This window comes from Mycobacterium paragordonae (assembly GCF_003614435.1).
GTDB classification, from domain to species: Bacteria; Actinomycetota; Actinomycetes; order Mycobacteriales; family Mycobacteriaceae; genus Mycobacterium; species Mycobacterium paragordonae.
Window position 1 is genome coordinate 6359235 of record NZ_CP025546.1, and the last position, 24243, is coordinate 6383477.

Below are 24243 nucleotides of genomic sequence, written 5' to 3' on the forward strand. Positions count from 1 at the left end.
CTCAGCCGATCGGGACGAACCCGGAGCCCGGGCGGTTCTTGGCGACGATGTCGTCCAGGTCGGTGTTGATCGACATCACCACCGCCGGTGTGTGCAACGGGATGTATTTGGTGACGCAACTGGGCAGGCTGTCGCTGAAGGCGCCGTGGATCATCCCGACCAGCATGTTGTCCACCGTCACCGGAGCCCCGGAGTCGCCCGGGCCGCCGCAGACCTGCATCAGGATGCTGCCCGGGTCCTGGCCCGGACCCCAGGTGACTCCGCACGAGTTGCCGGTGGTGCGGCCCTGCTTGCAGGCGACCTGACCGAAAACCGGATCGGGGCCGATGCCGTTGATGGCGAAGCCGTTGACGTTGTTCACCGGGGTCACCTTGGCCGGATCGAATTTGATCACGGCGTAGTCCAGCCCGTCGTTACCGGCCACCATCGTGCCGACCTGCCCATGGTTCTCGGCGCCCTCGGCGGCGACGGGCGCACCGGGGCCACCACAGTGCGCGGAGGTGAATCCGATGAGGTCGCCGAACTTGTCGTGGCCGATCGTGGTCAGCGTGCACAGCGTGCCGGTGTTGACGACGATGCCCGATCCGCCGCCCAGCGCGATCTTGTCGTCCGCGGAAGCGGTGTTAGCCGGCAGGAACAGAAGGCCCAGGAGAACGGCCAGGACGGCCGCGGCGGAACCCGACCCCAAGGCGGATTTCAAGCCGCATCGCGCCTTCTGCAAAGTGATACCCCGTTCGGTTGTCAAAGATTGGAGTGAGAGATCTCAGACCAGTGGGCCAGTGTAGAGGATCAACACGTCCAGTCCGCCGCACTGCGACGGCCCCCGGCTGGCCTCGACTGGCCTCGTCCGGTATCGGGCCGCATGGCAACATAAACCGCGACGACGCGCGCTGCGCAGCCCACAGGGACACCGACCAGCGCGAAACGGAGAGGACCGTCTGTGAGCAAACCCGATCGCAAGAACGGCGTGCCGAGCACGCTGACCACGATCCCGTTGACCGACCCGCACGCCAGAGCCGGGGAGCCGTCGGTCGGCGACCTGATCAAAGACGTCACGGCCCAGATGTCGACCCTCGTGCGCGCCGAGGTCGAGTTGGCCCGCGCGGAAATCACCCGCGACGTCAAGAAGGGCCTGACGGGCAGTGTCTTCTTCATCTCCGCGCTGGTGGTGCTGTTCTACTCGACGTTCTTCTTCTTCTTTTTCCTCGCCGAGCTGCTGGACAACTGGCTGTGGCGCTGGGCCGCATTCCTCATCGTCTTCGCCATCATGGTCGTCGTCACCGTCGCGCTGGCGCTGTTCGGCTTCCTCAAGGTCCGCCGGATCCGCGGACCGCAGAAGACCATCGAATCCGTCAAGGAGGCGCGCACCGCGTTCGCCCCAGGCCACGACAAGACGCCGGCCGGCCCTAAACAACTGACCGAACACCACGGCAAACACGAGAAGCCGGAGAACAACGCTCCCGCCGATCCCTCGGGCTGGTAAATGCCGGCTCCAGATCCGTCGATCGTCCGCATCGACGGGCCTTGGCGCCATCTGGATGTGCACGCCAACGGCATCCGGTTCCACGTCGTCGAAGCGAACGCCGACACCCCCAACGGCGCAGCCACCGGTCGGCCGCTGGTCATGCTGCTGCACGGGTTCGGATCGTTCTGGTGGTCGTGGCGCCACCAGTTGCGTGCGCTGACCGGCGCGCGGGTGGTCGCCGTCGACCTGCGCGGCTACGGCGGTAGCGACAAACCGCCCCGTGGTTACGACGGTTGGACACTGGCCGGCGATACCGCCGGATTGATTCGCGCACTTGGACATTCGTCGGCGACATTGATCGGGCACGCGGACGGCGGGCTGGCCTGCTGGGCCACCGCACTGCTGCATTCGCGACTGGTGCGCGGCATCGCCGTCATCAGTTCGCCGCATCCGGCGGCGTTGCGGCGATCCACGCTCACCCGCCGGGATCAGGGGCGCGCCCTGCTGCCGACGCTGTTGCGGTATCAGGCGCCGTTGTTGCCGGAGCGACTCCTGACCAGACACAACGGCGCCGAGATCGAACGCCTCGTCCGCAGCCGCAGCGGCCCCAAATGGGTTGCCTCCGAGGATTATTCGCAGACGATCCGGTATCTGCGCCAGGCCATCCAGATCCCCGGCGCCGCGCACTGCGCGCTGGAGTACCAGCGTTGGGCGGTGCGCAGCCAGCTACGCGGTGAAGGCCACCGGTTCATCAAGTCCACCACCGCGCAACTGGGGGTGCCCATGCTGCACATCCGCGGCGACGCCGATCCCTACGTACTGGCCGCCCCGGTCGAACGCACCCAGCGCTACGCCCCGCACGGCCGCTACGTCTCCATCGCCGGGGCAGGGCACTTCAGCCACGAAGAGATGCCCGCGGAGATCAACCGGCACCTGACCCGCTTCTTGCAGAAGGTGGTCAGCTGACGCAGGATCCGGTGCTCACCGGCGCGGTGGCGCCGATCTTGGAGAGCTGACCGGCCACCTCCTCGGCCGTCAGCACGAAGCCGGTGTCCGCGTCATCGACGGCCGCGCCGAACACCACGCCGAGCACGCGGCCGTCGAGGTCGATCAGCGGCCCGCCGGAATCTCCCTGTTCCACGTTGGCCCGGATGGTGTAGACGTCGCGGGTGACCTGCTGCGGGCTGCGGTAGATATCCGGCCCACTGAGCTTGATGACCTCCCGGATCCGCGCCGGCGTGGCGGTGAAATTGCCGCCGCCCGGATAGCCGAGCACCACCACGTCGGTGCCGGTCTTGGCGGGGGAGTCGTCGAACACCAGCGGCGCCGACGGCAATCCCGGCACAGCCAGGATCGCGATGTCCACCTGCGGGTCGTAGGACACCACGGTGGCGTCGTAATTCTTGCCGTTGGCCTGCAAGGAGACGCTGCTGGAGCCGGCGACCACGTGCGCGTTCGTCATCACCCGCTCGGGTGAGATCACGAAGCCGGTGCCTTCGAGGACCTTCTGACAGCTCGGCGCCAGGCTGCGTACCTTGACCACGCTCGGTGCGGCGGCCGCCACCACCGGATTGTTGGCCAGCGCAGGATCCGGCGAGGCGACCGGAATCACCGGGGTACGGCTGAAGGGCTCCAGCACAGCGGGCAGGCCGGAGGTGTTCAGCAGCGCCGAAAGCCGTTTCGGCACCGTCTTCAGCCAGGTCGGAGCGACCTCGTTGACCTCGGCAAGCACGCGGGAACCCCGGACCGCGGCGGCCAGTTCCGGCTGGTCCTTCGATTGGGTCAACGGCGTCGCCAACAACCAGGCCGCGGTCAGTACCACCATCAGCTGCACACCGACGCCGATGACCGAGTCGATGGTGCGGACCGGCCGGTTGCGGATGGCGCCGCGCACCGCCCGCCCCAACACCACGCCGGCCACCTCGCCGACCACCACCAGCGCCAGGATCAGGAACAGCGCAGCAAACAACTTGGCCCGCGGAGCCGTGATGTGGCTGACGATGTGTGGCGCCAGCAACACGCCGGCCACCGCGCCCAGCACCACCCCGGCGAACGAGAGCACCGAGCCCAGGGCGCCGGAACGCCAGCCCGAGATCGCGGCGATGAACGCGACCGCCAGGACGGCGATGTCCAGCCATTGCGAGGGCGTCATCGAATTCATCGCGACCCACCCCTCAACCCGTCCGAGTCGCCGACCAGCACCATCGCGTCGTCCAACTCGCGGATGTCGCCGGTATCCCAGGGCTGCGCCCAGCCCGCAACGTCGAGGACCGCAGAGATCACCTGGCCAGTGAAGCCCCACACCAGCATCTGGTTCAGTAGAAACGCCGGTCCCGCCCAGCGGCGTCCCAAGGTGCCCCGATAGACCATCAGCCGATTTTCCGGGTTGATGAAGGCCCGCACCGGAACCCTAGCCACGATCGCCGTTTCGGCGTCGTTGACGACCGTCACCGGGCCGGGGTCGGGCGAGTAGGCCAGTACCGGGACGACGTGGAAGCGCGACGGAGCGATGAAGGTGCGTTCCATGGTGACCAGCGGGTGCAGTCTGCCGACGTCGATGCCGGTCTCTTCGCGGGCTTCCCGCAAGGCCGTGGCGACCGGTCCGTCGTCGCCGGGGTCGGATGCGCCGCCCGGGAACGCGGCCTGGCCGGCGTGGTGACGCAGGGTGGAGGCGCGCACGGTCAACAGCAGGTCGGCGTCGTCGGGGACGCTTCCGTCGGCCGACTCCGGTCCGGAGAACAGCACCAGGACGGCGGCGTCCCGCCCGCCCCGGCCGAGCGACTTGGCCGCCGTCACCATCGCCAGCACGTCGGCCGGCAGCCGGCGCCGGTATGCATCGGGAATCTGGTCGACGTTGGCGATCAGCGGCCGCAACCAGGCCGGGCCGGCATCAGGGGTGAGCGCGACCGTCCCCCGCTCGCGCGCGGTACCCGCAACTGTCACCGGCACCTCATCTGATTCGCTCACCCCGCCTCACTCCCCGACCGCGGCCGCAATCTCGTCGGCGCTGCCGAATGCCCGCGGCAGGGTCTGCGCAACGCTACCGTCCGGCCGCAGCACCACCGTCGCGGGCATCACGTTTGCCACCCGCAGCGCGGCCGCCACCTGCCGGCGGCCGTCCTGCAGCGTCGGCAGATGAACGCCCAGTTCGGCCAACCGCAGCAGGGCAGCCGTCTCGTTCTCATCCTGATGCACCGTCACCACCATCACGCCGGAACCCGCCCGACGTTGATACTCGGCCATCGCCGGCAGTTCGGCAGCGCAAGGCCCACACCAGTACGCCCACAGGTTCAGGACGACCCGCCGTCCGGCCAGTGCTTTCGCCACATCGACCGCGGCACCGTCGGCGGCGCACTCGACCACCACACCCTGCAGGACGGGGACGCCCGACCCCGCCGACGGCGCCGGACAAGGCGCCAGGTCCGCCCGTTGCCGCGGACCGGCCAGCGCTTCGACCGTGTCGGCATCCCGATGTCCGCGCCCGACGGGCCCCGGGGAAGTAGTCGGCGAGGACCCGTCGTCGCGCAGTTGCGCGACCAGTGCCACCACCAGCGCGGCCACCACCGCCACGACCGCGATGGTCCAGCGGGCAGCACTGGAGAGCCCCTTCATGCCGGGAGCTATTACAACCCGGCCAGGGCCAACAGGTGGTCGGTCTCCGGGCCCTGGACAAGTGGAGCGGCCAGCAACGGGTCAGTCGGCCCCAGTCCGTAGGACGGACAGTCCTTGGCCAGCACGCACACCCCGCAGGCCGGTTTGCGGGAGTGGCAGACCCGGCGGCCGTGGAAGATCACCCGGTGGCTGAGCAGGGTCCATTCTTTGCGTTCGATCAGCTCGCCGACGGCGTGCTCCACCTTGACGGGGTCTTCTTCGGCGGTCCACCGCCACCGGCGCACCAGCCGGCCAAAATGGGTGTCGACGGTGATACCGGGGATGTCGAAGGCGTTGCCGAGGATGACGTTGGCGGTCTTGCGGCCGACGCCGGGCAGCGTCACCAGCTCTTCCATGGTGTTCGGCACCTCACCGTCGAAGCGCTCGACGAGTGCCTGACCCAGCCCGATCAGCGAGTTGGCCTTGTTGCGGAAGAAGCCGGTCGGGCGGATCAGGGCCTCCAGCTCGTCGCGATCGGCCTGCGCATAATCCAGTGCCGTCCGGTACTTCACGAACAGCGGCGGCGTCGTCAGATTCACGCGCTTGTCGGTGCTCTGGGCGGAAAGGATGGTCGCGACGGCGAGTTCGAGCGGCGTGGTGAAGTCCAACTCGCAGTAGACGTGCGGAAATGCCTGCGCCAGCGTCCGATTCATTCGGCGCGCCCGTCGCACCAATCCGGTGCGGGTCTCATTGGCGAAGCGCTTGGCGACCGCTTTCTGCACCCCCTTTTCCTTGACCGGGGACGACTTAGCCGCTGACACCTACGACAGAGTACTGATTTCGTGATCTCGCTGAGACCTTGGCCATGTTTACTCGTTTTGTGTTGTGGTTGCTGGTGGCCTGCATACCCGCGTTGCTGATGCTGGCGACGCTGGGTCTCGGGCGGCTGGAAAAGTCGCTCGCCGATGACACCGTGACCGCCTCCGACGTCGCCGATTTCCTCAACCACGCCGAGGCCGTTGACGTGCGCACGCTGGCCCGCGAGGGGATGCCGGAAGCGCTGGAGTTGCTGCACCGCCGTCAGGCCCTCGGACTTGAAGCCGCGCCACAGCCCCGGGCGCTCAACGGCCGGCATCACGTCGAGACTTTCTTTGCTGCCGATATGGTCGGACGTATCGAATCGGGCCTGCCCACCCGCATCGGGGCTGGTTGGGAAGGGCGGTATCGCAGCAGTACGCAATTTACGGTGACTCGACACGTTAATCGTGTGTAGCGTTGGCAGGCCGCACCGTTTGGCCTACCTTTAGACTCGTGTCGGCCGTCACAGGTTGGCCAGCCCGTATCTACTTCGTTAGAAACTGAAGAGGCAAGAAGAGGCAACGTGGACGAGATCCTGGCAAGGGCCGGAATCTTCCAAGGTGTTGAGCCCAGCGCAGTCGCGGCACTGACCAAGCAGTTGCAGCCCGTCGACTTCCCCCGTGGACACACCGTATTCGCTGAGGGTGAACCGGGTGACCGGCTCTACATCATCGTCGCGGGCAAGGTGAAGATCGGTCGCCGTTCACCGGATGGGCGGGAGAACCTGCTCACGATCATGGGCCCGTCGGACATGTTCGGCGAGCTGTCGATCTTTGACCCGGGACCGCGGACGTCCAGCGCGACGACGATCACCGAGGTGCGCGCGGTCTCGATGGACCGCGACGCGCTGCGGGCGTGGATCGCCGACCGCCCGGAGATCGCCGAGCAGCTCTTGCGCGTGCTGGCCCGCCGCCTGCGGCGCACCAACAACAACCTTGCCGACCTGATCTTCACCGACGTGCCCGGCCGGGTGGCCAAGCAGCTGCTGCAGCTCGCTCAGCGCTTCGGTACCCAGGAGGGTGGCGCCATGCGGGTCACCCACGACCTGACCCAGGAGGAGATCGCCCAGCTGGTAGGCGCCTCCCGGGAGACGGTCAACAAGGCGCTGGCCGACTTCGCACACCGCGGCTGGATTCGGCTGGAGGGTAAGAGCGTACTGATCTCGGACTCCGAGCGGCTCGCGCGCCGAGCGAGGTAAGCGCGCGCGCAGCGCGGGCGCGACCGAGCGAGCATCCCACCCCGAGCGAGGTAAGCCCGCGCGCTGCGCGGGCGCGACCGAGCGAGCATCCCACCCCGAGCGAGGTAAGCGCGCGCGCTGCTACGCCCGCAGGTAGTCCAGCTGCACCTGCACCGACCATTCCGCCGCGTCCCAAAGCTTCTCGTCGACGTCGGTGTAGACGTGCTCGACGACCTGACGGGCGCTGGCGTCCTCACCCAGCTCGCGCAGCGCCGACCGCACCTGCTCCAGCCGCTCGCTGCGGTGCGCCAGATATCCGCGCGCGACCGCGTCCAGATCAGGCAGTTCCGGTCCATGTCCGGGCAGCACCACGCGCTGTCCCAGCCCGCGCAGCCGCCGCAGCGATTCCAGGTAGGCGGTCAGGTTGCCGTCTTCCTTGTCCATCACGGTCGTGCCGCGCCCCAGCACGGTGTCGGCGGTCAGCACCGCGTCCTCGAGCACGAACGACAACGAGTCGGCGGTGTGGCCGGGCGTGGACATCACGGTGATCTTCAGGCCGGCGGCGTCGATCACTTCGCCGTCGACCAGCTCACCGCCGAGCCCGCGCAGGAACCCGCTGCCCGCCGAGCGCACCGTCGCCCCGGTCCGGTCGACCAGCTTGTCGATGCCGTCGGTGTGGTCCCCGTGCCGGTGACTGATCAGCACCAGGACGATACGGCCCAGCTCGGCGACCCGCGCGAGGTGCTCATCGTCGTCGGGTCCCGGATCCACGACCACCAACTCGTCACTGCGGGGACCCCGTAGCACCCAGGTATTGGTGCCCTCCAGCGTCATGAGACCGGGGTTGTCGCACAGCAACACCGAGGCAGTGTCGGTGACCGCCCGCAGTTGGGCGTAGGCGGGATGGGCGAGCGCTGTCCCAGCCACGGCCGTTACCCGACCTCCACGATCAGTTCGACCTCGACCGGGGCACCCAGCGGCAGCTCTGCCACCCCGACCGCCGAGCGCGCGTGCTTTCCGTTGTCGCCGAACACCTCAGCCAGCAGTTCCGAGGCCCCGTTGATGACCCCCGGCTGACCATGGAAGCCCGGCGCGGAGGCGACGAACCCCACCACCTTGACCACCCGGGTCACCGAGTTCAGGTCCACCAGTGAATCGATGGCAGCCAGGGCGTTGAGGGCGCACACCCGTGCCAGCGCCTTGCCCGCGTCAGGAGCGACGTCGGCACCGACCTTGCCGGTAACTGGTAGCTTGCCGTCGACGAACGGCAGCTGACCCGCGGTGTAGACCAGGTTGCCGGTGCGCACCGCCGGAACGTAGGCCGCCACCGGAGCGACCACCTGCGGAAGCGTGATGCCTTGTTCCGCGAGCCGCTCCTTCGCGCTCACTTGGGCCGCTTGAGGTACGCGACGTGCTGCTCTCCGGTGGGACCGGGCAACACCGCCACCAGCTCCCAGCCGTCGGCGCCCCACTGGTCGAGGATCTGCTTGGTGGCGTGGGTGAGCAGCGGAATCGTCGCGTACTCCCATGTGGTGGGTTGGGTCATGGTCGCGAGCTTATCGGGCAAAACAGCAGCGGCTAGCATGCGATGGTGGCAAACACATCGAGCGGCGGTAGCTCCGTCGGGTGGCCCTCGCGGTTGTCGAAGGCCCGTCTCCATTTCGTGACCGGCAAGGGCGGTACCGGCAAGTCGACCATCGCGGCGGCCCTGGCGCTGACCCTGGCGGCCGGCGGACGCAAGGTTCTGCTGGTGGAAGTCGAAGGGCGCCAAGGGATTGCGCAATTGTTCGACGTCCCGCCGCTGCCCTACCAGGAGCTCAAGATCGCGACCGCAGAACGCGGCGGCCAGGTCAATGCGCTGGCCATCGACATCGAGGCCGCCTTCCTGGAATACCTCGACATGTTCTACAACCTGGGCATCGCCGGCCGGGCGATGCGCCGAATCGGCGCGATCGAATTCGCCACCACCATCGCGCCCGGCCTGCGCGACGTGCTGCTCACCGGCAAGATCAAGGAGACGGTGATCCGCATGAACAAGGGCGCCAAGACGCCCGTCTACGACGCGATCGTCGTCGACGCTCCGCCGACCGGCCGCATCGCCCGCTTCCTCGACGTCACCAAGGCGGTGTCGGATCTGGCCAAGGGCGGACCGGTGCATTCGCAGGCCGAAGGCGTGGTCAAGCTGCTGCACTCCGACCAGACGGCCATTCACCTGGTGACGCTGCTGGAAGCGCTGCCGGTGCAGGAGACCCTGGAGGCCATCGAGGAGCTCGCGGAAATGGAACTGCCGATCGGCAGCGTCATCGTGAACCGCAATATCCCGGCCTATCTGGACAACGACGACCTGGCGAAGGCCGCCGAGGGCGTGGTCGACGCGGACGCCGTGCGTGCGGGGTTGGCGACGGCCGGGATCGAGCTCGAAGACACCGATTTCGCGGGGCTGCTGACCGAGACCATCGAGCACGCCACCCGGATCAGCGCCCGCTCGGAGACCGCGCAGCAGCTCGAGTCGCTGCAGGTGCCGAGACTCGAACTGCCGACGATCTCCGACGGGGTCGACCTGGGCAGCCTCTACGAACTTTCGGAAGTACTTGCGCAACAGGGAGTTCGGTGAACATGACACAGCCACACAAGCCGGAAACCCTTGACATGGCGTCGATTCTGGCCGACACGAGCAACCGCGTGGTGGTGTGCTGCGGAGCGGGCGGTGTCGGCAAGACCACTACCGCCGCGGCGATCGCACTGCGCGCGGCCGAATATGGGCGCACCGTAGTGGTTTTGACGATCGATCCGGCCAAGCGACTCGCACAAGCATTGGGAGTCAACGACCTTGGCAACACGCCGCAACGCGTCCCACTGGCGCCGGAGGTGCCCGGCGAGCTGCACGCGATGATGCTCGACATGCGCCGCACGTTCGACGAGATGGTGGTCCAGTACTCGGGATCCGATCGGGCACAATCGATTTTGGACAACCAGTTCTATCAGACGGTCGCGACTTCCTTGGCCGGCACGCAGGAATACATGGCCATGGAGAAGCTGGGCCAGCTGCTGGCACAGGACCGATGGGACCTGGTCGTTGTCGACACCCCGCCGTCCCGCAACGCACTGGACTTCCTGGACGCACCCAAACGCCTGGGCAGCTTCATGGACAGCCGGCTGTGGCGGTTGCTGCTGGCCCCCGGCCGCGGCATCGGAAGGCTGGTGACCGGCGCGATGGGCCTGGCCATGAAGGCGATGTCGACGATCCTGGGCTCGCAGATGCTGGGTGATGCCGCGGCGTTCGTTCAATCGCTGGACGCGACGTTCGGCGGTTTCCGGGAGAAGGCCGACCGCACCTACGCGCTGCTGAAGCGGCGCGGCACCCAGTTCGTGGTCGTCTCGGCCGCGGAACCCGACGCGTTGCGCGAGGCGGCCTTCTTCGTCGACCGGCTGTCCCAGGAAGGGATGCCGCTGGCCGGGCTGGTCTTGAACCGCACCCACCCGCTGCTGTGCTCGCTGCCGGTCGAGCGGGCTATCGACGCCACCGAGAAGCTCGAGGCCGAAAGTTCAGAAGCCACGTCACTGGCGGCGGCCGTGCTGCACATCCATGCCGATCGCGGTCAGACGGCCAAGCGAGAGATCCGGCTGCTGTCCCGGTTCACCGGGGCTCACCCGCACGTGCCGGTGATCGGAGTGCCTTCGCTGCCGTTCGACGTCTCCGACCTCGAAGCGCTGCGCGCCCTGGCTGATCAGATCACGTCGGCGTGATCGGTCGTTGACCTGCGGCGATACCGTCGCGCCAACCGGTTATTTGACGCCCATTCAACGGCGACCTCGAACAACATCTGTACCTGCAGTCCCAAAAACCCCTCTGACCTGCGTCGATACGGCGCTATAGATACTTTGTTGCACTAAGCTGTAATAGAAAAGTAATGATAGAAGGCGTCTCCGCGCAACCGTCCCACCGCCGCTCCGGACCACTCCGGATGCTGCGAGCGGGTGGGTGTCGGTGGCCGCCGGGTTACGCCGGTGGGCATCTCTGTAAAGGCGCGACGACCAGCGGCGATGCCACCCAAACCGGCCGTTATTTGACGTCGATTCAACGGGGGTCAGCCGACGGCACCCGGGCCGGGGCGCAAAAATACCCGCTGACCAGCGTAAACGCGCGAAAGCGAAAGTGATGTCCAGCTAAGCTGTAACAGAAAAGTAATGACGTACGCCCCCCGCGCCACGCAGGGGTCAGTGGGTCTCAGATGGATCTGCGGCGCGTCAGATGATGTTGCGGCGCTTGCGCTTGTCGAAGTAGTCACCCCAGGACACGACCTCGGGGTGTTGCTTCAGCAGCGCGCGGCGCTGGCGCTCGGTCATACCGCCCCAGACGCCGAACTCGACCTTGTTGTCCAATGCGTCGGCGCCGCATTCCTGCATTACAGGGCAGTGCCGGCAGATGACTGCCGCTTTGCGCTGGGCTGCTCCGCGGACGAACAGCTCGTCGGGGTCCGTGGCCCGGCACAACGCCTGCGACACCCAGGTGATCCGCTCTTCAGCCTCGACGCTGCGGAGCAGGTTACCTGTGGACGTGAGGTTGGTCCTTCGTGCGCCCGGGCGTGTTCCTGACACGAGCTGATCCCTTCCTTCCGGCCGCCGCCTGCGACCGCCCTCTTCGGGTACCAGCCGAGATGCGATTCCAGCCACAACGTGCACATCGGTGTTACCTGAATCTCACTGCGTATCTAAGTTAGGGGTTGACACCGCAATTGCGCAACAGTCCGATAACGCTTTTTCTGGGACGTTCGTGCCGTCTTCCGTCGACCGGCCGGGCAAAACAGGCGCCGCCTCTGTCGTTTTGGGCCTCTGACCAGTACTGTCGCAGCAGATTCACAGTTCCCAGGGGTAGCGGACCTGTTCAACAGCTGCTAAAGAATTTTTTTCCCAGCCGCACGGCGCGGGGGCGTGACGAGGGGTCGCTACTGTAGTACGCATGTCCGAGCGTCCCCCGGTAGCCCTCACGCTGCTGAAGCTCGCAGGCTTCTGTCTGCTTGCCAGTGTGGTGGCCACCGCGCTGATGTTCCCGCTCGCCGGTGGCGTCGGCCTGATGTCCAACCGGGCTTCCGAGGTCGTCGCCAACGGCTCGGCCCAACTCCTCGAGGGACAGGTGCCCGCGGTGTCGACGATGGTCGACGCGAAAGGCAACACGATCGCGTGGCTGTACTCGCAGCGCCGCTTCGAGGTGCCGTCGGACAAGATCGCCAACACCATGAAGCTCGCGATCGTGTCGATCGAGGACAAGCGGTTCGCCGATCACAACGGGGTGGACTGGAAAGGCACGTTGACCGGCCTGGCCGGCTACGCGTCCGGCGATGTGGAAACCCGCGGCGGTTCGACCATCGAGCAGCAGTACATCAAGAACTATCAGCTGCTGGTCACGGCCCAGACCGACGCCGAGAAGCGCGCGGCCGTCGAGACCACTCCGGCGCGCAAGCTGCGTGAGATCCGGATGGCGCTCACGCTGGACAAGACCTTCACCAAGCCGGAGATCCTCACCCGCTATCTGAACCTGGTCTCGTTCGGCAACAACTCGTTCGGCATCCAGGACGCCGCACAGACCTACTTCGGTGTGAACGCCATCGACCTGAACTGGCAGCAGGCAGCTCTGCTGGCCGGGATGGTGCAGTCGACCAGCGCACTCAACCCCTACACCAACCCCGAAGGCGCGCTGGCCCGGCGCAACCTGGTGCTGGACACGATGATCGAGAACATCCCCGCGGAGGCCGAGGCACTGCGCGCGGCCAAGACCCAGCCGCTCGGGATCCTGCCGCAGCCCAACGAACTGCCGCGCGGCTGCATCGCGGCCGGCGACCGCGCCTTCTTCTGCGACTACGTGCAGGAGTACCTGTCGCGCGCCGGCATCAGTAAGGAGCAGGTGGCCCGCGGCGGCTACCTGATCCGCACCACGCTGGATCCCGACGTGCAGATTCCGGTGAAGACGGCCATCGACAGGTTCGCCCCGCCGACGCTCAGCGGCATCTCGAGCGTGATGAGCGTGATCCTGCCCGGCAAGACGTCGCACAAAGTGGTGGCGATGGCCAGCAACCGGAAGTACGGCCTGGACACCGAAGCCGGCGAGACCATGCGGCCGCAGCCGTTCTCCCTGGTCGGCGACGGCGCCGGGTCCATCTTCAAGATCTTCACCACCGCCGCGGCGCTGGACATGGGCATGGGCATCAACGCCCAGCTCGACGTCCCGCCCCGGTTCCAGGGCAAGGGCCTGGGCAGCGGTGGCGCCAAGGGTTGCCCGAAGGACACCTGGTGCGTGGTCAACGCCGGTAACTACCGCGGCAGCATGAGCGTGACGGACGCGCTAGCCACCTCGCCCAACACCGCGTTCGCCAAGCTGATCTCGCAGGTCGGGGTGTCGCGGACGGTGGACATGGCCATCAAGCTCGGCCTGCGGTCCTACGCCAACCCCGGCACCGCGCGCGACTACAACCCCGACAGCAACGAGAGCCTGGCCGACTTCGTCAAGCGCCAGAACATCGGCTCGTTCACCCTCGGACCCATTGAGGTCAACGCGCTGGAACTGTCGAACGTCGTGGCCACGCTGTCCTCCGGCGGCATGTGGTGCCCGCCGAACCCGATCGACAAGCTGATCGACCGCAACGGCAACGAGGTGTCGGTCACCACCGAGACCTGCGAGCAGGTGGTTCCGGAAGGGCTGGCCAACACCCTCGCCAACGCGATGAGCAAGGACGCCGTGGGCAGCGGCACGGCGGCCGGATCCGCCGGTGCTGCGGGCTGGACGCTGCCGATGTCCGGCAAGACCGGCACCACCGAGGCTCACCGATCCTCCGGTTTCATCGGCTTCACCAACCGGTATGCGGCAGCCAACTACATCTACGACGACTCGCCCTCGCCCACCGACCTGTGCTCGGCGCCGCTGCGGCACTGCGGCAGCGGGGACCTGTATGGCGGTAACGAGCCCGCGCGCACCTGGTTCACGGCGCTGCAGCCGATCGCCAACAACTTCGGTGAAGTGCATCTGCCGCCCACCGACCCCCGCTACATGGACGGTTCACCCGCCGGGCGGGTGCCCAGCGTGGCCGGCCTGGACGTCGACCAGGCTCGTCAGCGCCTGCGGGACGCCGGCTTCCAGGTCGCCGACCAGCCCAACTCGGTCAACAGCAGCGCGAAGTACGGCGAGGTGGTCGGAACCTCGCCCACCGGCCAGACGATTCCCGGCTCGATCGTGACGATTCAGATCAGCAACGGCATCCCGCCGCCACCGCCGCCGCCGCCGGAGGGCGGGCTGCCGCCGGAGGTCGTCGGATCGCAGGTTGTCGAGATTCCTGGCCTGCCGCCGATCACCATTCCGCTGTTGGCGCCGCCGCCACCGGCGCCCCCTCCGCCGTAGCCGCTGATCACGCCGAGAACCGCGCGTCGAGTCGGCTCCCGGCAGTAAACTGCCTGGCATGGCTGACGTACATCGCGGGGTACTTCCCGTCGTGTTAAGGACCGGCGCCGCAGCGCTCGGCTCAGCGGTGGCCGGGATCGGCTACGCCGCGTTCGTCGAGCGCAACGCCTTCGTGCTCCGCGAGATCACCATGCCGGTGCTGAGCCCGGGTTCCACCCCGCTGCGGGTGCTGCACATCAGTGACCTGCACATGACGCCCAATCAGCGGCGCAAGCAGGCCTGGCTGCGCGAGCTGGCCAGCTGGGAGCCCGACCTGGTGGTCAACACCGGCGACAACCTGGCCCACCCCAAGGCCGTGCCCGCGGTTGTCCAGGCCCTGGGCGACCTGCTGTCCCGGCCAGGTGTCTTCGTCTTCGGCAGCAACGACTACTTCGGGCCGCGCCTGAAGAACCCGATGAACTACCTGACCAACCCCGATCACCGGATCAAGGGCGAGCCGCTGCCCTGGCAGGATCTGCGGGCGGCATTCACCGAGCGCGGGTGGCAGGACCTCACCCACAACCGGCGCGAGTTCGAGGTGGCGGGCCTGCACATCGCCGCGGCGGGCGTGGACGACCCGCACATCGACCGGGACCGCTACGAGACGATCGCGGGGCCGGCCAGCCCGGCCGCCAACCTGCGGCTGGGCCTGGTGCACTCACCGGAGCCGCGGGTGCTGGACCGCTTCGCCGCCGATGGATACCAGCTGATCATGGCCGGCCACACCCACGGCGGCCAGCTGTGCCTGCCGTTCTACGGCGCCCTGGTCACCAACTGCGGCCTGGACCGCTCCCGGGCCAAGGGCGCCTCCCAATGGGGCTCCAACACCCGGCTGCACGTCTCCGCCGGGATCGGTACCTCACCGTTCGCACCGGTGCGGTTCTGCTGCCGGCCCGAGGCCACCTTGCTGACGCTGATCGCCACCCCGATGGGTGGCCGGGACTCGACCAGCAACCTGGGGCGCTCGCAGCCGACCGTGTCCGTGCGTTGACCCAGACCCGCATCGCGGTTCGCAGTCTCTCCCGGAGCTGGACCGACAATGCGATCCGGTTGATCGAGGCGGATGCCCGTCGCAGCGCCGACACACATCTGCTGCGCTACCCGTTGCCGGCTCAATGGGGTGGTGACGCCGGAGTGGAGCTCTATCTCAAGGACGAGACGACCCATATCACCGGAAGCCTCAAGCACCGGCTCGCCCGCTCCCTGTTCCTCTACGCGCTGTGCAACGGGTGGATCGGCGAGGGCACCACCGTGGTCGAGGCCTCCTCGGGTTCCACCGCGGTGTCGGAGGCCTACTTCGCGGCGATGCTGGGTCTGCCGTTCGTGGCGGTGATGCCGGCCGCCACCAGCGCGGCAAAGATCGCATTGATCGAATCACAGGGCGGCCGTTGCCATTTCGTACAGAAGTCCAGCGAGGTCTACGCCGAGGCGGCGCGCGTGGCCGCAGAGACTGGTGGCCACTATCTGGACCAGTTCACCAACGCCGAAAGCGCGACCGACTGGCGCGGCAACAACAACATCGCCGAATCGATCTACCTGCAGATGGCCCTCGAGTCGCACCCCATACCCACCTGGATCGTGGTGGGCGCCGGCACCGGGGGAACCAGCGCCACGATCGGCCGCTACATCAGATACCGGCGGCACGCGACCCGGTTGTGCGTCGTCGACCCGGAGAACTCGGCCTTCTTCCCGGCCTACGTCGAGAACCGGGCCGACGTCGTGACCGGAGCGTCGTCGCGGATCGAGGGCATCGGCCGGCCCCGGGTGGAACCGTCGTTCCTGCCGTCGCTGGTCGACCGGATGGTGTCGGTGCCCGACGCGGCTTCGATCGCCGCCGCTCGTCACGTCAGCGCCGTCCTGGGCCGCCGGGTGGGCCCGTCGACGGGCACCAATCTCTGGGGGGCGTTCGGCCTGCTGGCCGAGATGGTGGCCGCGGGCCGCCAGGGTTCGGTGGTCACGCTGCTGGCTGACAGCGGTGATCGCTATGCCGACACCTACTTCGATGAAAACTGGGTCGCCGCTCAAGGACTCGATCCCGGCCACGCCGCCCGGGCACTGGTGGAATTCGAACGCTCCTGCCGCTGGGACTGAGCCGCCGACCTGCCGTTTGGGAGGTGGCTGGTCCGGTGCGATACGCTGTCGAGGCTTCAAGCGGGGTGTGGCGCAGCTTGGTAGCGCGCTTCGTTCGGGACGAAGAGGCCGTGGGTTCGAATCCCGCCACCCCGACTCATTTCTGTACCTGTCAATTCTGTACCGACCAAAATGCGTCGGACCGAAACCGCGTTTCCACGGTTCCGGTCCGACGCAACTAGTTCAGGGCGCAGCTGAGTGCGCTAGAACCAGACTCTTCGGCCTCCGACCGGGCGCCCAACCGCACCCAGAATCCACAGAATTACACCGACGAGCACGAGAATGCCGCCGATTGTGTAGAGAATCGGGATACCGGCGAAATAGCCGATCAGCAGCAAAATAATTCCCAGGATGATCACGTCGCGCCCCTTCTGTTGAACGCTGTCTAATTGGCAGATCCAACTTCCGTGTACCCCGGGATTTGTGCGCCCAATCACAACGCACTGTTACAGATCTACATCAAAGATCCGCGCATCACCGCCACTGCCACGACCACCCAGGCCGCCGAGATCACCAGTGCAGCGATCGCCTCGCGCCTGCCGCGCGGGTGGGTTTCCGGCTGCCTCAGCGCGGCGATCGCGCAGAAAACACCCAACAGCACCGCTCCGACGACGCTGAGTACCAGGGCCGCCGAGGCGTAGCAGCTGGTGGCCGGCTCGGGCGCCGCATCCGCTACCGCTTCCCTCGCAAGGCTGGTGGTCATGACCAGCATCCTGGTGGCCGCCCCTTGGCGGGTTCTATACGAATTCTTGGAGCGGCCGGAAGCGCACCCGCGTTCCACGACGTGGCGCGAGCATGATGGACCGTCGCACCACACGCTCCGGCCGGGAATCCTCGGCGCTGAATTCCCCCTCGCGCAGCAACACGTGCAGCACGGTGATCAATTCGCGCATTGAGAAAGCGGCGCCGAGGCAGCGTTTCACCCCGCCGCCGAACGGAAGCCAGGCATAGGTCTGCGGCCGGACGCCGAGAAATCGCTCCGGCCGGAATTTCCGGGGATGCTCGTATACGTCCGGACTGCGGTTGATTGCGATGATGTGCACCACGATCCGGGTCCCGGCGGCAACCAGGTGGCCGCCCAACCGGAATGGCTGCGCCGCCACCCGGGAGGTCAACGGTGCGGGCGGGCGTATCCGCAACGTCTCATCGATGACCGCCGTCGTGAACTCCTCGCCGCCACCCACCGCCTCGTCCCGCACCCGACGCAGCGCGTCGGGATGGCGCAGCAACAGATCGAACACCCACGCCAGCGTGGTCGCGGTGGTTTCATGCCCGGCCAGCATCAGGGTGATGAGATCGTCGCGGATCTCGTCGTCGGACAACGCTTTTCCGTCTTCGCCGCGGGCGCACATGAGCACGGCCAGTATGTCGCGCCGGTCGGCCAAGCCGGGGTCGTTGCGGCGCTCGGCGATGAGCGGCAGGACGACGTCGTCGATTCCGCGATTGGCCCGCGCCCGGCCCGGCCACACCCGCAACGTGCCGAGGCCACGAAGCGCGTAGCGCACGGTCAACTGCTCGGATACCCCGAGGTTCAGCAGATGTTCGAACGGCCGGCCCAGCCGCCGCACTTCGGCGGGGTCCTCGACCCCGAAGATGACCCGCACGATCACGTCCAGCATCAGCGACCGGGCAGCCTGCAGCATCTCGAAGGGACGGTCCACGGGCCACTCCCGCATCGCGGCCCGGGTCGACGCCTCGATGACCGGCACGTAAGTGTTCAGCGCGGCGCCATGCAAGGGGGGCGTCAGCAGCCGGCGCCGGCGCAGATGCTCCGGTTCCTCCTGCACGAACATCGATCCGGACCCGTAGATGGCCGCCGCCGGGCCCACTCCTTCGCCCCCGAGCAACACATCCGTCGGCGCGGTGAATACCTCCTTGGCCAGGCCCGGGTCCGAGACGATCGCCACGTCACCCAGGCTGAGGATCGGCATCGTCATGATCGGCCCGTAGCGCCGGATCAATCGCATCATGCGACGCTCGCCGCCGACCAGGTAGGCCAGGGCGTAGGCCGCGGCATAAGCGCTGCGGAACCCGCGTGGCGCAGGCAGTCCGGGTGGCGGGCTCACGCGCAGCGATTGTCCTCCTCGCCGCGACGAGAGCGAAGCCTCACACGCAGTCGGCGCAGATCTGCCGTCCACCGCTGGTGTCGCGCAACCGGTTGCGGTGCTGCACCAGGAAGCAACTCGAGCAGGTGAACTCGTCAGACCGCTGGGGGATCACCACGACCGACAGTTCCTCGCTGGACAGGTCCGCGCCCGGCAGCTCGAAGAACAGCGAGTCGTTCGGGTCGTCGTCGACGACCGTCGTGGCCAGCTTCGGCATGGGTCCCAACTCACGGAGCGTGGACCGGTCCGAGGCGTCGGTGTCGGTCACGCGGCGTGCGTCGTAGTCGCTGACGGTCGTCATGGCAGTTCCTTCCTGCGGAGGGCCGGGCCGTCCACCGCGTGGTCGCCCGTTGGCACAGGCAGTACCCCATTCCGAAGCGGCCCACACCCCTTCCGCAGGAAGATTTCTCAGATGTGCTATGCGTCAGGGCGCGGTGAGTTGCAACGCCGGCCAGCTGCCGGGGTACAGCACCGCCTGGTGCGCCAGCGCACGCTGCCGACGCATGTCGGCACGCTGGTTGCACGCCACCCAGGCCAACCCCAGCCAGGGCGACATGATGGCCACCACCAAGGACACCCCGGCCAGCAGCTCGTGACCCACAGCCATCGCCGCGAGGCCGATGACCAGGCCGACCGCCCAGGTCCCGGCGGCCACCAATCCGGGCACGCTCACGGCCCGCTCGCCTGCCTCGCTGGTCGTGGCCGGCCCGTGCACGAGCGCGTCTGTCCCGATGTAAACCATGCTCACTCCCAGTCCCGACGGAAAACTTGTTAGAGATACTATATCCTACGGATACAGTTTCCGCACCGGCCAATTTTGGGCGGCGGGTCCCCGGCGTGACGCACCACGCTGTTGAGTTTCTGGATTGCGGGTACAAGGCGACGGTGAGTGATACCGCCGTGTTGATCATCGACATGTTCAACGATTACGACCATCCCGACGCCGAACCGCTGGCCGACAACGCCGCAGGCATCATCGATCCTTTGGTCGGGCTGATCAACGACGCCCGCGACCACGACGGCGTCGACCTGATCTACGTCAACGACAACCACGGCAACTTCACCGCCGACCGCCAATCGATCATTTCCAGCGCCCTGAACGGCAAGCGGCCCGAACTGGTCAAGCCGCTGGTGCCGCCGGACGACACCTACGTCCTGACCAAGGTCCGTCACAGCGTCTTCTACTCCACGGCTCTGGACTATCTGCTCGATCGCTTGAAGACGCAGCGTCTGGTGCTGGCCGGCCAGGTCACCGAGCAGTGCATCCTCTACAGCGCACTGGACGGTTATCTGCGCCACTACGAGGTGGTGGTGCCGCCCGACGCTGTCGCCCACATCGACGAGGAACTCGGTGCGGCCGCGCTGAAGATGATGGAGCGCAACATGAGCGCCGAACTGGTGGAGGCGGCGCACTGCCTGCCTTGACGCACACCAAGACCACGCAGACACCCGCAGACTAAAGGAGGCCGTGATGACCGGTGGCAAGGAAAAGAGCGAAGAAGATGTGGAGGGCGACGAGCACGTCGCCAATTCCCGCGAAGGGCGCGAGGACGACGGCGACTACGTGGGGCGCACGGCCGCCGACGACGACTTCGACGCCGGGATGACGGGCGCGGAGGCGCGCAGCCAGCAGGACTGACTCACCTGTGCAGGTCGGCCACCAGTGGCCGGTGATCCGAGATCGGCATCAGATCGGCGACCGTCGCGCCGGCGCGCAACTCCTTGTCGTCGGTGACGATGTGGTCGAGCTGACGAGTCGGCGCGTCGGCGGGAAACGTCGCCGCGGCAGCCAGCGGACGCATACGTGTCCAGCGGTGCACGGGGGCCGGCGTGAGGTTGAGGTCACCGACCAGCAGCCGCGGCCCGGGCAGGCCGCGCAGGTCGCGGACCAGCCGGCGCAGCTGGCGCACATTCCACGCCGGCACGAAAGACAGGTGGGTGTTGGCCACCGTCATCAGCCCCAGCGGCGTCTGCAGCCGGGCGATCACCGCGGCTCGCGGCTCCTCGTCGACGATCATCACCTTGTTGGGCCCGGGCAGGTACATCGGGAAGCGCATCGGGATGCGGGGTAGCCGCACCACCTGCCAGCTGGTCGCCGGGAACCGCGACAGCAACGCGATGCCGTAGGCCGCGGTCCCGGGTTGTTCCCGCCCGGTGGCGGCCATCCAGGTCGCCCCCGGCGTTCCCGAAATGGCGGCCACAAACCTGTGCTCCACCGCGCCCATCGCCTCGGCCGCGGCCGCGGTCAGATCGGCCCGACCGGAGCGCGGCTGGTCGAAATCGACCTCCTGCAACGCCAGGATGTCGGGATCGAGTCGGCGCACACAGTCCCGCAGGCGCTGCGGATCGACCCCGTCACCGACCGTGCGGCCGTGCAGGATGTTGAAGGTCGCTATCCGCACATCTGCTCCTGCACGCCGGGCAGCTGCTCCCGCGCCGCCACCGAGCGGCCGTCGCCGGTGTCGAAAACGTCGATGACGACGTCGTCGTCGCGGTACCGGCCCAGCGGTGCCAGTCCGGGCGTATCGGCGATGACGGCGTGGGCAGCGTCCCCGGTGAGCGGATAGTCGGCCACCGGGTGCCGCCAATGGGCGGCGATGACTATGGCGCCGGGCAGCAGTCGGGGACATTCCCGTCGCAGGACTTCGGCCAGGGTGTCCGCCGCCAGGTAATAGGCGACCTCGCTCAGCACCAGCAGGTCGAACGGGCCGGCCGGCCAGGGTTCGTCCAGGGATCCCTGCGACAGCGTGACGCGGTCGCGGCGCCCGCTCTCCCGGAGTCGCGCATCAGCCGCGCGGATGGCGACGTCGGCCACGTCGACGGCGGTTACCTGATCGCAGCGCTGCACCAACCGTTCGGTCAGCGTCCCGATCGAGCAACCCGGCTCGAAAGCATGCCGATAGCGCCGGCCGGGCAGCAGCGCCAACGCGATCGCGTACTTGCGCTCTTCGTACCAGCGCGTCGACAACTCCCACGGGTCGTCCGCGTCCGCGTAGATCCGGTCGAAGTAGGCGTCGGGCAGCCGCGCGGTCACCGGAAAACCACCTCCCCCACCGCAAGTAGCCGCTGCAGTGTGAACGGTGGCAGTACCGGATCCGGTCCGTCGAACTGACTCGGGAAGCATTGTGCTGCTTTGCTTTTGCGTTCCACCGCCCACTGCTCGACCGGCACCGAGAAAGCCCGGTCCCAGGGCACGTCCGGGTCCCCGGGAACCGCCCAATGCCACATCCACACCGGATACTCCAGCAGGGTGCGGCCGGCGCGTTCGCACGCGGTCGCTGCTGCGCGTCCCACTGCCTCGTGGTCGGGATGACCGTCACCACGCCAGGTCGCCGCGCACCACGACGCGGGCGCGCAGTCCTGCAGAATCTCGCCGAGCAACCCGGTGAGATGATCCTCGTGTTCGGCCAACCGCCCGTCCGGCAACCCGAGCGTCAGCGGCGCATCGACACCCAAAATCGCTGCGGCATTGAGCAACTCGTCTCGGCGGGCTCCTTCGAGCCGAACTCGCTCGGACACCGACGCCGCTGGGTGCGCGGCCCCGCCGTCACTGACGGAGACGACCCGGACGGCGACGCCCGCGGCGACGAGTTGGGCGACAGTCGCACCCAGGCCCAAGGTCTCGTCGTCGGGGTGTGCCCCAACGACGATCAGGGAGCTGCACCCGGTCAGGTCCAGTGGGGGTGGCCGGCGCGCGCCCAACCACTGGCGCACCGGGGTCCCGCCGCCGTCCAGGGGTTTGGCCGCGAACCGCGGCCCGTTGGTCGGCGGCGGCGCCCTCAACGGCTGGGCCGGCCGGCCAGCCGGCCGAGCTCGGCAAGGTCGCGCTCGGCGTGACTCTGCCGTATGTAGATGGTCAGGTCGGCCACTCGCTGTGCGTGCCGGCCATCCTGGCACAGCGGGCCGGGCCCGAGCGCGCGTCCGGTGCGGGTGATCGCTTCGTCGACCGCGTGTTCAACGACTGCACGCACGCGTCGGGCCAGCAGCTGAGCGGTGCCGGCGCGGTCGAACGGGTCCGCGTCGATCTGCGCCGCCGCCGCGGCCAGCATCGCGTCACCGGCGGCGAGCGCGGCATCTACGGCCCCGAGGTGGGCGAGGGCGTAGGCGTCGGCCGATTCGCTGCGGGCGCAGCGGTACAGCGGGTCGGCTACCCGGCGGGCGCCGCCCAGCCAGCAGGCGGCGACCCCGATCGCGCCGTGCCAGAAGCCGGCACGGTTCAGGTAGTCCCCGGGCTCACCGACCAGGATCGCTTGCACATTGTTGAACTGCACCGAGCGGGTGTCGCTGCCCGCCATGCCCGGGTTCCACCAGGTGCTGGGCAGCGGCTTCACGCCGGCGTCGGTGAGGGTGACGGCGAACAACCCCCGCTCGCCGTCCTCCAGCTGCGCCGAGACCAGGGCGTTCGTGCAGAAGCCGGCGCCCGAACACCACACCTTGGTGCCGTTGAGCAGGAACTCGTCACCGGACACGCTGGTGGCGATCAATTTCGCATCGGACGCTTCGGCCGCCCACACCCCCCACAGCTGGGTCGGCTCGGGCGGCTTGCCGCCCAATTCGTGCAGGATGGCCACGGCGTCGACGTGGGCCTCGGCGATACGGGCCGCCGCGATGTCGTCCTGGGCCAATCGTGTCAGCTGCTGCAGGCGTTCCGCGGTGTATCCCGCCGCCGGCAATGGCAGTTCCAATCGCCCCGATTCCAGCCAGTGTTGAACTAATCCCGCGGTCATGCGACATCCCCCGTCGCGCTTTCAGAAAGCGTGCTCAAATGATCAGCAAATCCGCGTGGCGCCCGAGCCTGGATTCGTGCCGAAGTAATAACCGATCGTGCGGTGTCTCGGCAAATTCGGTAGCCAGCATGCTCGAACCGCGCTACCAAGTCAACATCTTCACCGGAGGTCAAGGCCCGGAAACCACCGACGCGCCAATACGCCCGTGAGCTGAAAGCCATGTTGGCGCCATGAACATGGTCGTGGTCATCGTCGACGCGTGCGTCGTAAGCGTCCTCGTACCGGTCTACTACTTCGCTGCGATGCTGTTGCCAGTCAGTGACCCGGACCAGGCCCAGGAACATGTCCGCTGCGCAGTCCAGCTGCCGCACCAGCCAATCCGGGTTCACCGTGCTGTCCGCATCGGTGGTGGCGTACCAACTATTCGCATCCGGCCCGCAGATCTCGCGGGCGAAATCGAACCCCGCGGCCCGCGCCGCACCCACATTGCGGGATTCGACGCGAACAAAATGCACATCGGTTCCGTATTGACCGGCCAGTTCGGCGCTCTCGTCCTCGCTGGCGTCGAGCACCACGACGATGGTGACCGGGATGGAAACACACAGCGCGGCGGTCACTACCGCGGACAGACAGTGCGGGAGACGCTCCCGTTCGTTGTGCGCTGGAATGACTACGGCAACCTGGTCGTAGGTGTGCGACGCTGCGGCTGACATAATGAATATAATTTCCCGTTTGGATACCGACTAAACGGTTGAGCGACA

At 67.5% G+C, this 24243-nt stretch carries 30 protein-coding genes and 1 tRNA gene; 12 read left to right on the forward strand and 19 right to left on the reverse strand.

Translation table 11 applies throughout. From position 1 onward, the window contains the following. Position 1 precedes the first annotated feature (1 nt). Positions 2 to 688 carry a S1 family peptidase gene (locus C0J29_RS28400; protein WP_065044307.1) on the reverse strand — a complete coding sequence of 229 codons (687 nt, stop codon included), beginning with the start codon at positions 686 to 688 and terminating at the stop codon, positions 2 to 4. Positions 689 to 940: 252 nt separating this feature from the next. On the opposite strand from C0J29_RS28400, the gene C0J29_RS28405 reads away from it, so the two are divergent. Both C0J29_RS28405 and C0J29_RS28410 read left to right on the forward strand, forming a co-directional pair. Then, the gene (locus tag C0J29_RS28405; protein ID WP_065044300.1) at positions 941 to 1483 is read left to right on the forward strand and encodes a phage holin family protein; all 543 of its coding nucleotides are present in this window, start codon (positions 941 to 943) and stop codon (positions 1481 to 1483) included. Next, positions 1484 to 2431, forward strand: coding sequence for an alpha/beta fold hydrolase (locus tag C0J29_RS28410; RefSeq protein ID WP_120794264.1), 948 nt, complete (start codon positions 1484 to 1486; stop codon positions 2429 to 2431). Here the strand turns inward: C0J29_RS28410 and marP are convergent. Genes marP through nth form a run of 4 tightly spaced genes read right to left on the reverse strand, consistent with a single transcriptional unit; the run spans position 2424 to position 5769 of the window. Beyond that, entirely contained in the window at positions 2424 to 3617 is a 1194-nt protein-coding gene (gene marP / locus C0J29_RS28415) for an acid resistance serine protease MarP (protein ID WP_120795018.1), read from the reverse strand. The genes C0J29_RS28410 and marP overlap by 8 nt on opposite strands. Before the next feature lie 5 nt (positions 3618 to 3622). Beyond that, entirely contained in the window at positions 3623 to 4432 is an 810-nt protein-coding gene (locus tag C0J29_RS28420) for an NUDIX hydrolase (protein ID WP_120794265.1), read from the reverse strand. A 6-nt stretch (positions 4433 to 4438) separates the two neighbouring features. Next, on the reverse strand, positions 4439 to 5077 hold the full coding sequence (locus C0J29_RS28425; protein ID WP_120794266.1) for a TlpA disulfide reductase family protein: 639 nt from the start codon (positions 5075 to 5077) through the stop codon (positions 4439 to 4441). Positions 5078 to 5088: 11 nt separating this feature from the next. Next, the gene (gene nth / locus C0J29_RS28430) at positions 5089 to 5769 is read right to left on the reverse strand and encodes an endonuclease III (RefSeq protein ID WP_120795019.1); all 681 of its coding nucleotides are present in this window, start codon (positions 5767 to 5769) and stop codon (positions 5089 to 5091) included. A 152-nt stretch (positions 5770 to 5921) separates the two neighbouring features. Between nth and C0J29_RS28435 the strand changes: the two genes are divergently transcribed. Together C0J29_RS28435 and crp are read left to right on the forward strand one after the other, a co-directional pair. Further along, on the forward strand, positions 5922 to 6329 hold the full coding sequence (locus tag C0J29_RS28435; RefSeq protein WP_065044296.1) for a hypothetical protein: 408 nt from the start codon (positions 5922 to 5924) through the stop codon (positions 6327 to 6329). A gap of 108 nt (positions 6330 to 6437) precedes the next feature. After that, positions 6438 to 7112, forward strand: coding sequence for a cAMP-activated global transcriptional regulator CRP (gene crp, locus C0J29_RS28440; protein ID WP_036362963.1), 675 nt, complete (start codon positions 6438 to 6440; stop codon positions 7110 to 7112). Between the two features lie 120 nt (positions 7113 to 7232). Here the strand turns inward: crp and C0J29_RS28445 are convergent, their stop codons facing one another. Genes C0J29_RS28445 through sp36 form a run of 3 tightly spaced genes read right to left on the reverse strand, consistent with a single transcriptional unit; the run spans position 7233 to position 8637 of the window. After that, positions 7233 to 8018 (reverse strand): MBL fold metallo-hydrolase, encoded by a 786-nt coding sequence (locus tag C0J29_RS28445; protein ID WP_065163574.1) that lies wholly within the window; start codon positions 8016 to 8018, stop codon positions 7233 to 7235. A 5-nt stretch (positions 8019 to 8023) separates the two neighbouring features. After that, the gene (locus C0J29_RS28450) at positions 8024 to 8479 is read right to left on the reverse strand and encodes a RidA family protein (protein WP_065044294.1); all 456 of its coding nucleotides are present in this window, start codon (positions 8477 to 8479) and stop codon (positions 8024 to 8026) included. After that, entirely contained in the window at positions 8476 to 8637 is a 162-nt protein-coding gene (gene sp36, locus C0J29_RS28455) for a Sp36 family protein (protein ID WP_120794267.1), read from the reverse strand. Before sp36 ends, C0J29_RS28450 begins: the two co-directional genes overlap by 4 nt. Before the next feature lie 42 nt (positions 8638 to 8679). Between sp36 and bagA the strand changes: the two genes are divergently transcribed. Next, positions 8680 to 9705 carry an ATPase BagA gene (gene bagA, locus C0J29_RS28460; protein ID WP_120794268.1) on the forward strand — a complete coding sequence of 342 codons (1026 nt, stop codon included), beginning with the start codon at positions 8680 to 8682 and terminating at the stop codon, positions 9703 to 9705. A gap of 2 nt (positions 9706 to 9707) precedes the next feature. Further along, positions 9708 to 10838: an ATPase BagB gene (gene bagB, locus C0J29_RS28465; RefSeq protein WP_120794269.1), complete on the forward strand. Its 1131-nt coding sequence runs from the start codon at positions 9708 to 9710 to the stop codon at positions 10836 to 10838. A 501-nt stretch (positions 10839 to 11339) separates the two neighbouring features. Here bagB and C0J29_RS28470 read toward each other — a convergent pair. Next, positions 11340 to 11690, reverse strand: coding sequence for a WhiB family transcriptional regulator (locus tag C0J29_RS28470; protein WP_065046071.1), 351 nt, complete (start codon positions 11688 to 11690; stop codon positions 11340 to 11342). Between the two features lie 361 nt (positions 11691 to 12051). On the opposite strand from C0J29_RS28470, the gene ponA2 reads away from it, so the two are divergent. The 4 genes from ponA2 to C0J29_RS28490 all read left to right on the forward strand — a co-directional run bounded on the left by ponA2 (position 12052) and on the right by C0J29_RS28490 (position 16746). Beyond that, entirely contained in the window at positions 12052 to 14481 is a 2430-nt protein-coding gene (ponA2, locus tag C0J29_RS28475) for a transglycosylase/D,D-transpeptidase PonA2 (RefSeq protein WP_120794270.1), read from the forward strand. A gap of 58 nt (positions 14482 to 14539) precedes the next feature. Continuing rightward, positions 14540 to 15511 carry a metallophosphoesterase gene (locus C0J29_RS28480; protein ID WP_065046069.1) on the forward strand — a complete coding sequence of 324 codons (972 nt, stop codon included), beginning with the start codon at positions 14540 to 14542 and terminating at the stop codon, positions 15509 to 15511. Beyond that, positions 15508 to 16611, forward strand: coding sequence for an L-cysteine desulfhydrase Cds1 (gene cds1 / locus C0J29_RS28485; protein ID WP_197748230.1), 1104 nt, complete (start codon positions 15508 to 15510; stop codon positions 16609 to 16611). Before C0J29_RS28480 ends, cds1 begins: the two co-directional genes overlap by 4 nt. A 61-nt stretch (positions 16612 to 16672) precedes the next feature. Beyond that, positions 16673 to 16746: transfer RNA gene (locus tag C0J29_RS28490), tRNA-Pro, on the forward strand. A gap of 107 nt (positions 16747 to 16853) precedes the next feature. Here C0J29_RS28490 and C0J29_RS28495 read toward each other — a convergent pair. The 5 genes from C0J29_RS28495 to C0J29_RS34075 form a co-directional block, all read right to left on the reverse strand. Beyond that, on the reverse strand, positions 16854 to 17009 hold the full coding sequence (locus tag C0J29_RS28495) for a hypothetical protein (RefSeq protein ID WP_120794271.1): 156 nt from the start codon (positions 17007 to 17009) through the stop codon (positions 16854 to 16856). Between the two features lie 95 nt (positions 17010 to 17104). After that, the gene (locus C0J29_RS28500) at positions 17105 to 17353 is read right to left on the reverse strand and encodes a hypothetical protein (protein WP_120795021.1); all 249 of its coding nucleotides are present in this window, start codon (positions 17351 to 17353) and stop codon (positions 17105 to 17107) included. 34 nt (positions 17354 to 17387) lie between these two features. Next, positions 17388 to 18854, reverse strand: a complete 1467-nt coding sequence (locus C0J29_RS28505) for a cytochrome P450 (protein ID WP_371872506.1) — start codon at positions 18852 to 18854, stop codon at positions 17388 to 17390. Continuing rightward, the gene (locus tag C0J29_RS28510; RefSeq protein ID WP_065046066.1) at positions 18757 to 19056 is read right to left on the reverse strand and encodes a DUF4193 domain-containing protein; all 300 of its coding nucleotides are present in this window, start codon (positions 19054 to 19056) and stop codon (positions 18757 to 18759) included. The genes C0J29_RS28505 and C0J29_RS28510 overlap by 98 nt, the downstream gene beginning before the upstream one ends. 123 nt (positions 19057 to 19179) lie before the next feature. Continuing rightward, complete coding sequence (locus tag C0J29_RS34075; protein ID WP_174814874.1) at positions 19180 to 19497, reverse strand: hypothetical protein; 318 nt, start codon at positions 19495 to 19497, stop codon at positions 19180 to 19182. 143 nt (positions 19498 to 19640) lie between these two features. Here C0J29_RS34075 and C0J29_RS28520 point away from each other — a divergent pair, with 143 nt between their 5' ends. Next, on the forward strand, positions 19641 to 20180 hold the full coding sequence (locus tag C0J29_RS28520) for a cysteine hydrolase family protein (protein ID WP_065046074.1): 540 nt from the start codon (positions 19641 to 19643) through the stop codon (positions 20178 to 20180). 46 nt (positions 20181 to 20226) lie between these two features. Continuing rightward, complete coding sequence (locus tag C0J29_RS33020) at positions 20227 to 20394, forward strand: hypothetical protein (protein ID WP_162951580.1); 168 nt, start codon at positions 20227 to 20229, stop codon at positions 20392 to 20394. A gap of 1 nt (position 20395) precedes the next feature. On the opposite strand, the gene C0J29_RS28525 is transcribed toward C0J29_RS33020, so the two are convergent. Genes C0J29_RS28525 through C0J29_RS28545 form a run of 5 tightly spaced genes read right to left on the reverse strand, consistent with a single transcriptional unit; the run spans position 20396 to position 24195 of the window. Continuing rightward, positions 20396 to 21157, reverse strand: coding sequence for an endonuclease/exonuclease/phosphatase family protein (locus tag C0J29_RS28525; RefSeq protein WP_065165280.1), 762 nt, complete (start codon positions 21155 to 21157; stop codon positions 20396 to 20398). Further along, a complete protein-coding gene (locus tag C0J29_RS28530) occupies positions 21148 to 21789 on the reverse strand; it encodes an SAM-dependent methyltransferase (RefSeq protein ID WP_242460568.1) in 642 nt (213 codons plus the stop codon). Before C0J29_RS28530 ends, C0J29_RS28525 begins: the two co-directional genes overlap by 10 nt. Then, entirely contained in the window at positions 21786 to 22538 is a 753-nt protein-coding gene (locus tag C0J29_RS28535) for a PIG-L deacetylase family protein (RefSeq protein WP_120794274.1), read from the reverse strand. The genes C0J29_RS28530 and C0J29_RS28535 overlap by 4 nt, the downstream gene beginning before the upstream one ends. Next, a complete protein-coding gene (locus C0J29_RS28540) occupies positions 22535 to 23482 on the reverse strand; it encodes an acyl-CoA dehydrogenase family protein (RefSeq protein ID WP_065046061.1) in 948 nt (315 codons plus the stop codon). Before C0J29_RS28540 ends, C0J29_RS28535 begins: the two co-directional genes overlap by 4 nt. Next, positions 23479 to 24195, reverse strand: a complete 717-nt coding sequence (locus C0J29_RS28545) for a glycosyltransferase family 2 protein (RefSeq protein WP_120794275.1) — start codon at positions 24193 to 24195, stop codon at positions 23479 to 23481. Before C0J29_RS28545 ends, C0J29_RS28540 begins: the two co-directional genes overlap by 4 nt. Positions 24196 to 24243 lie beyond the last annotated feature (48 nt).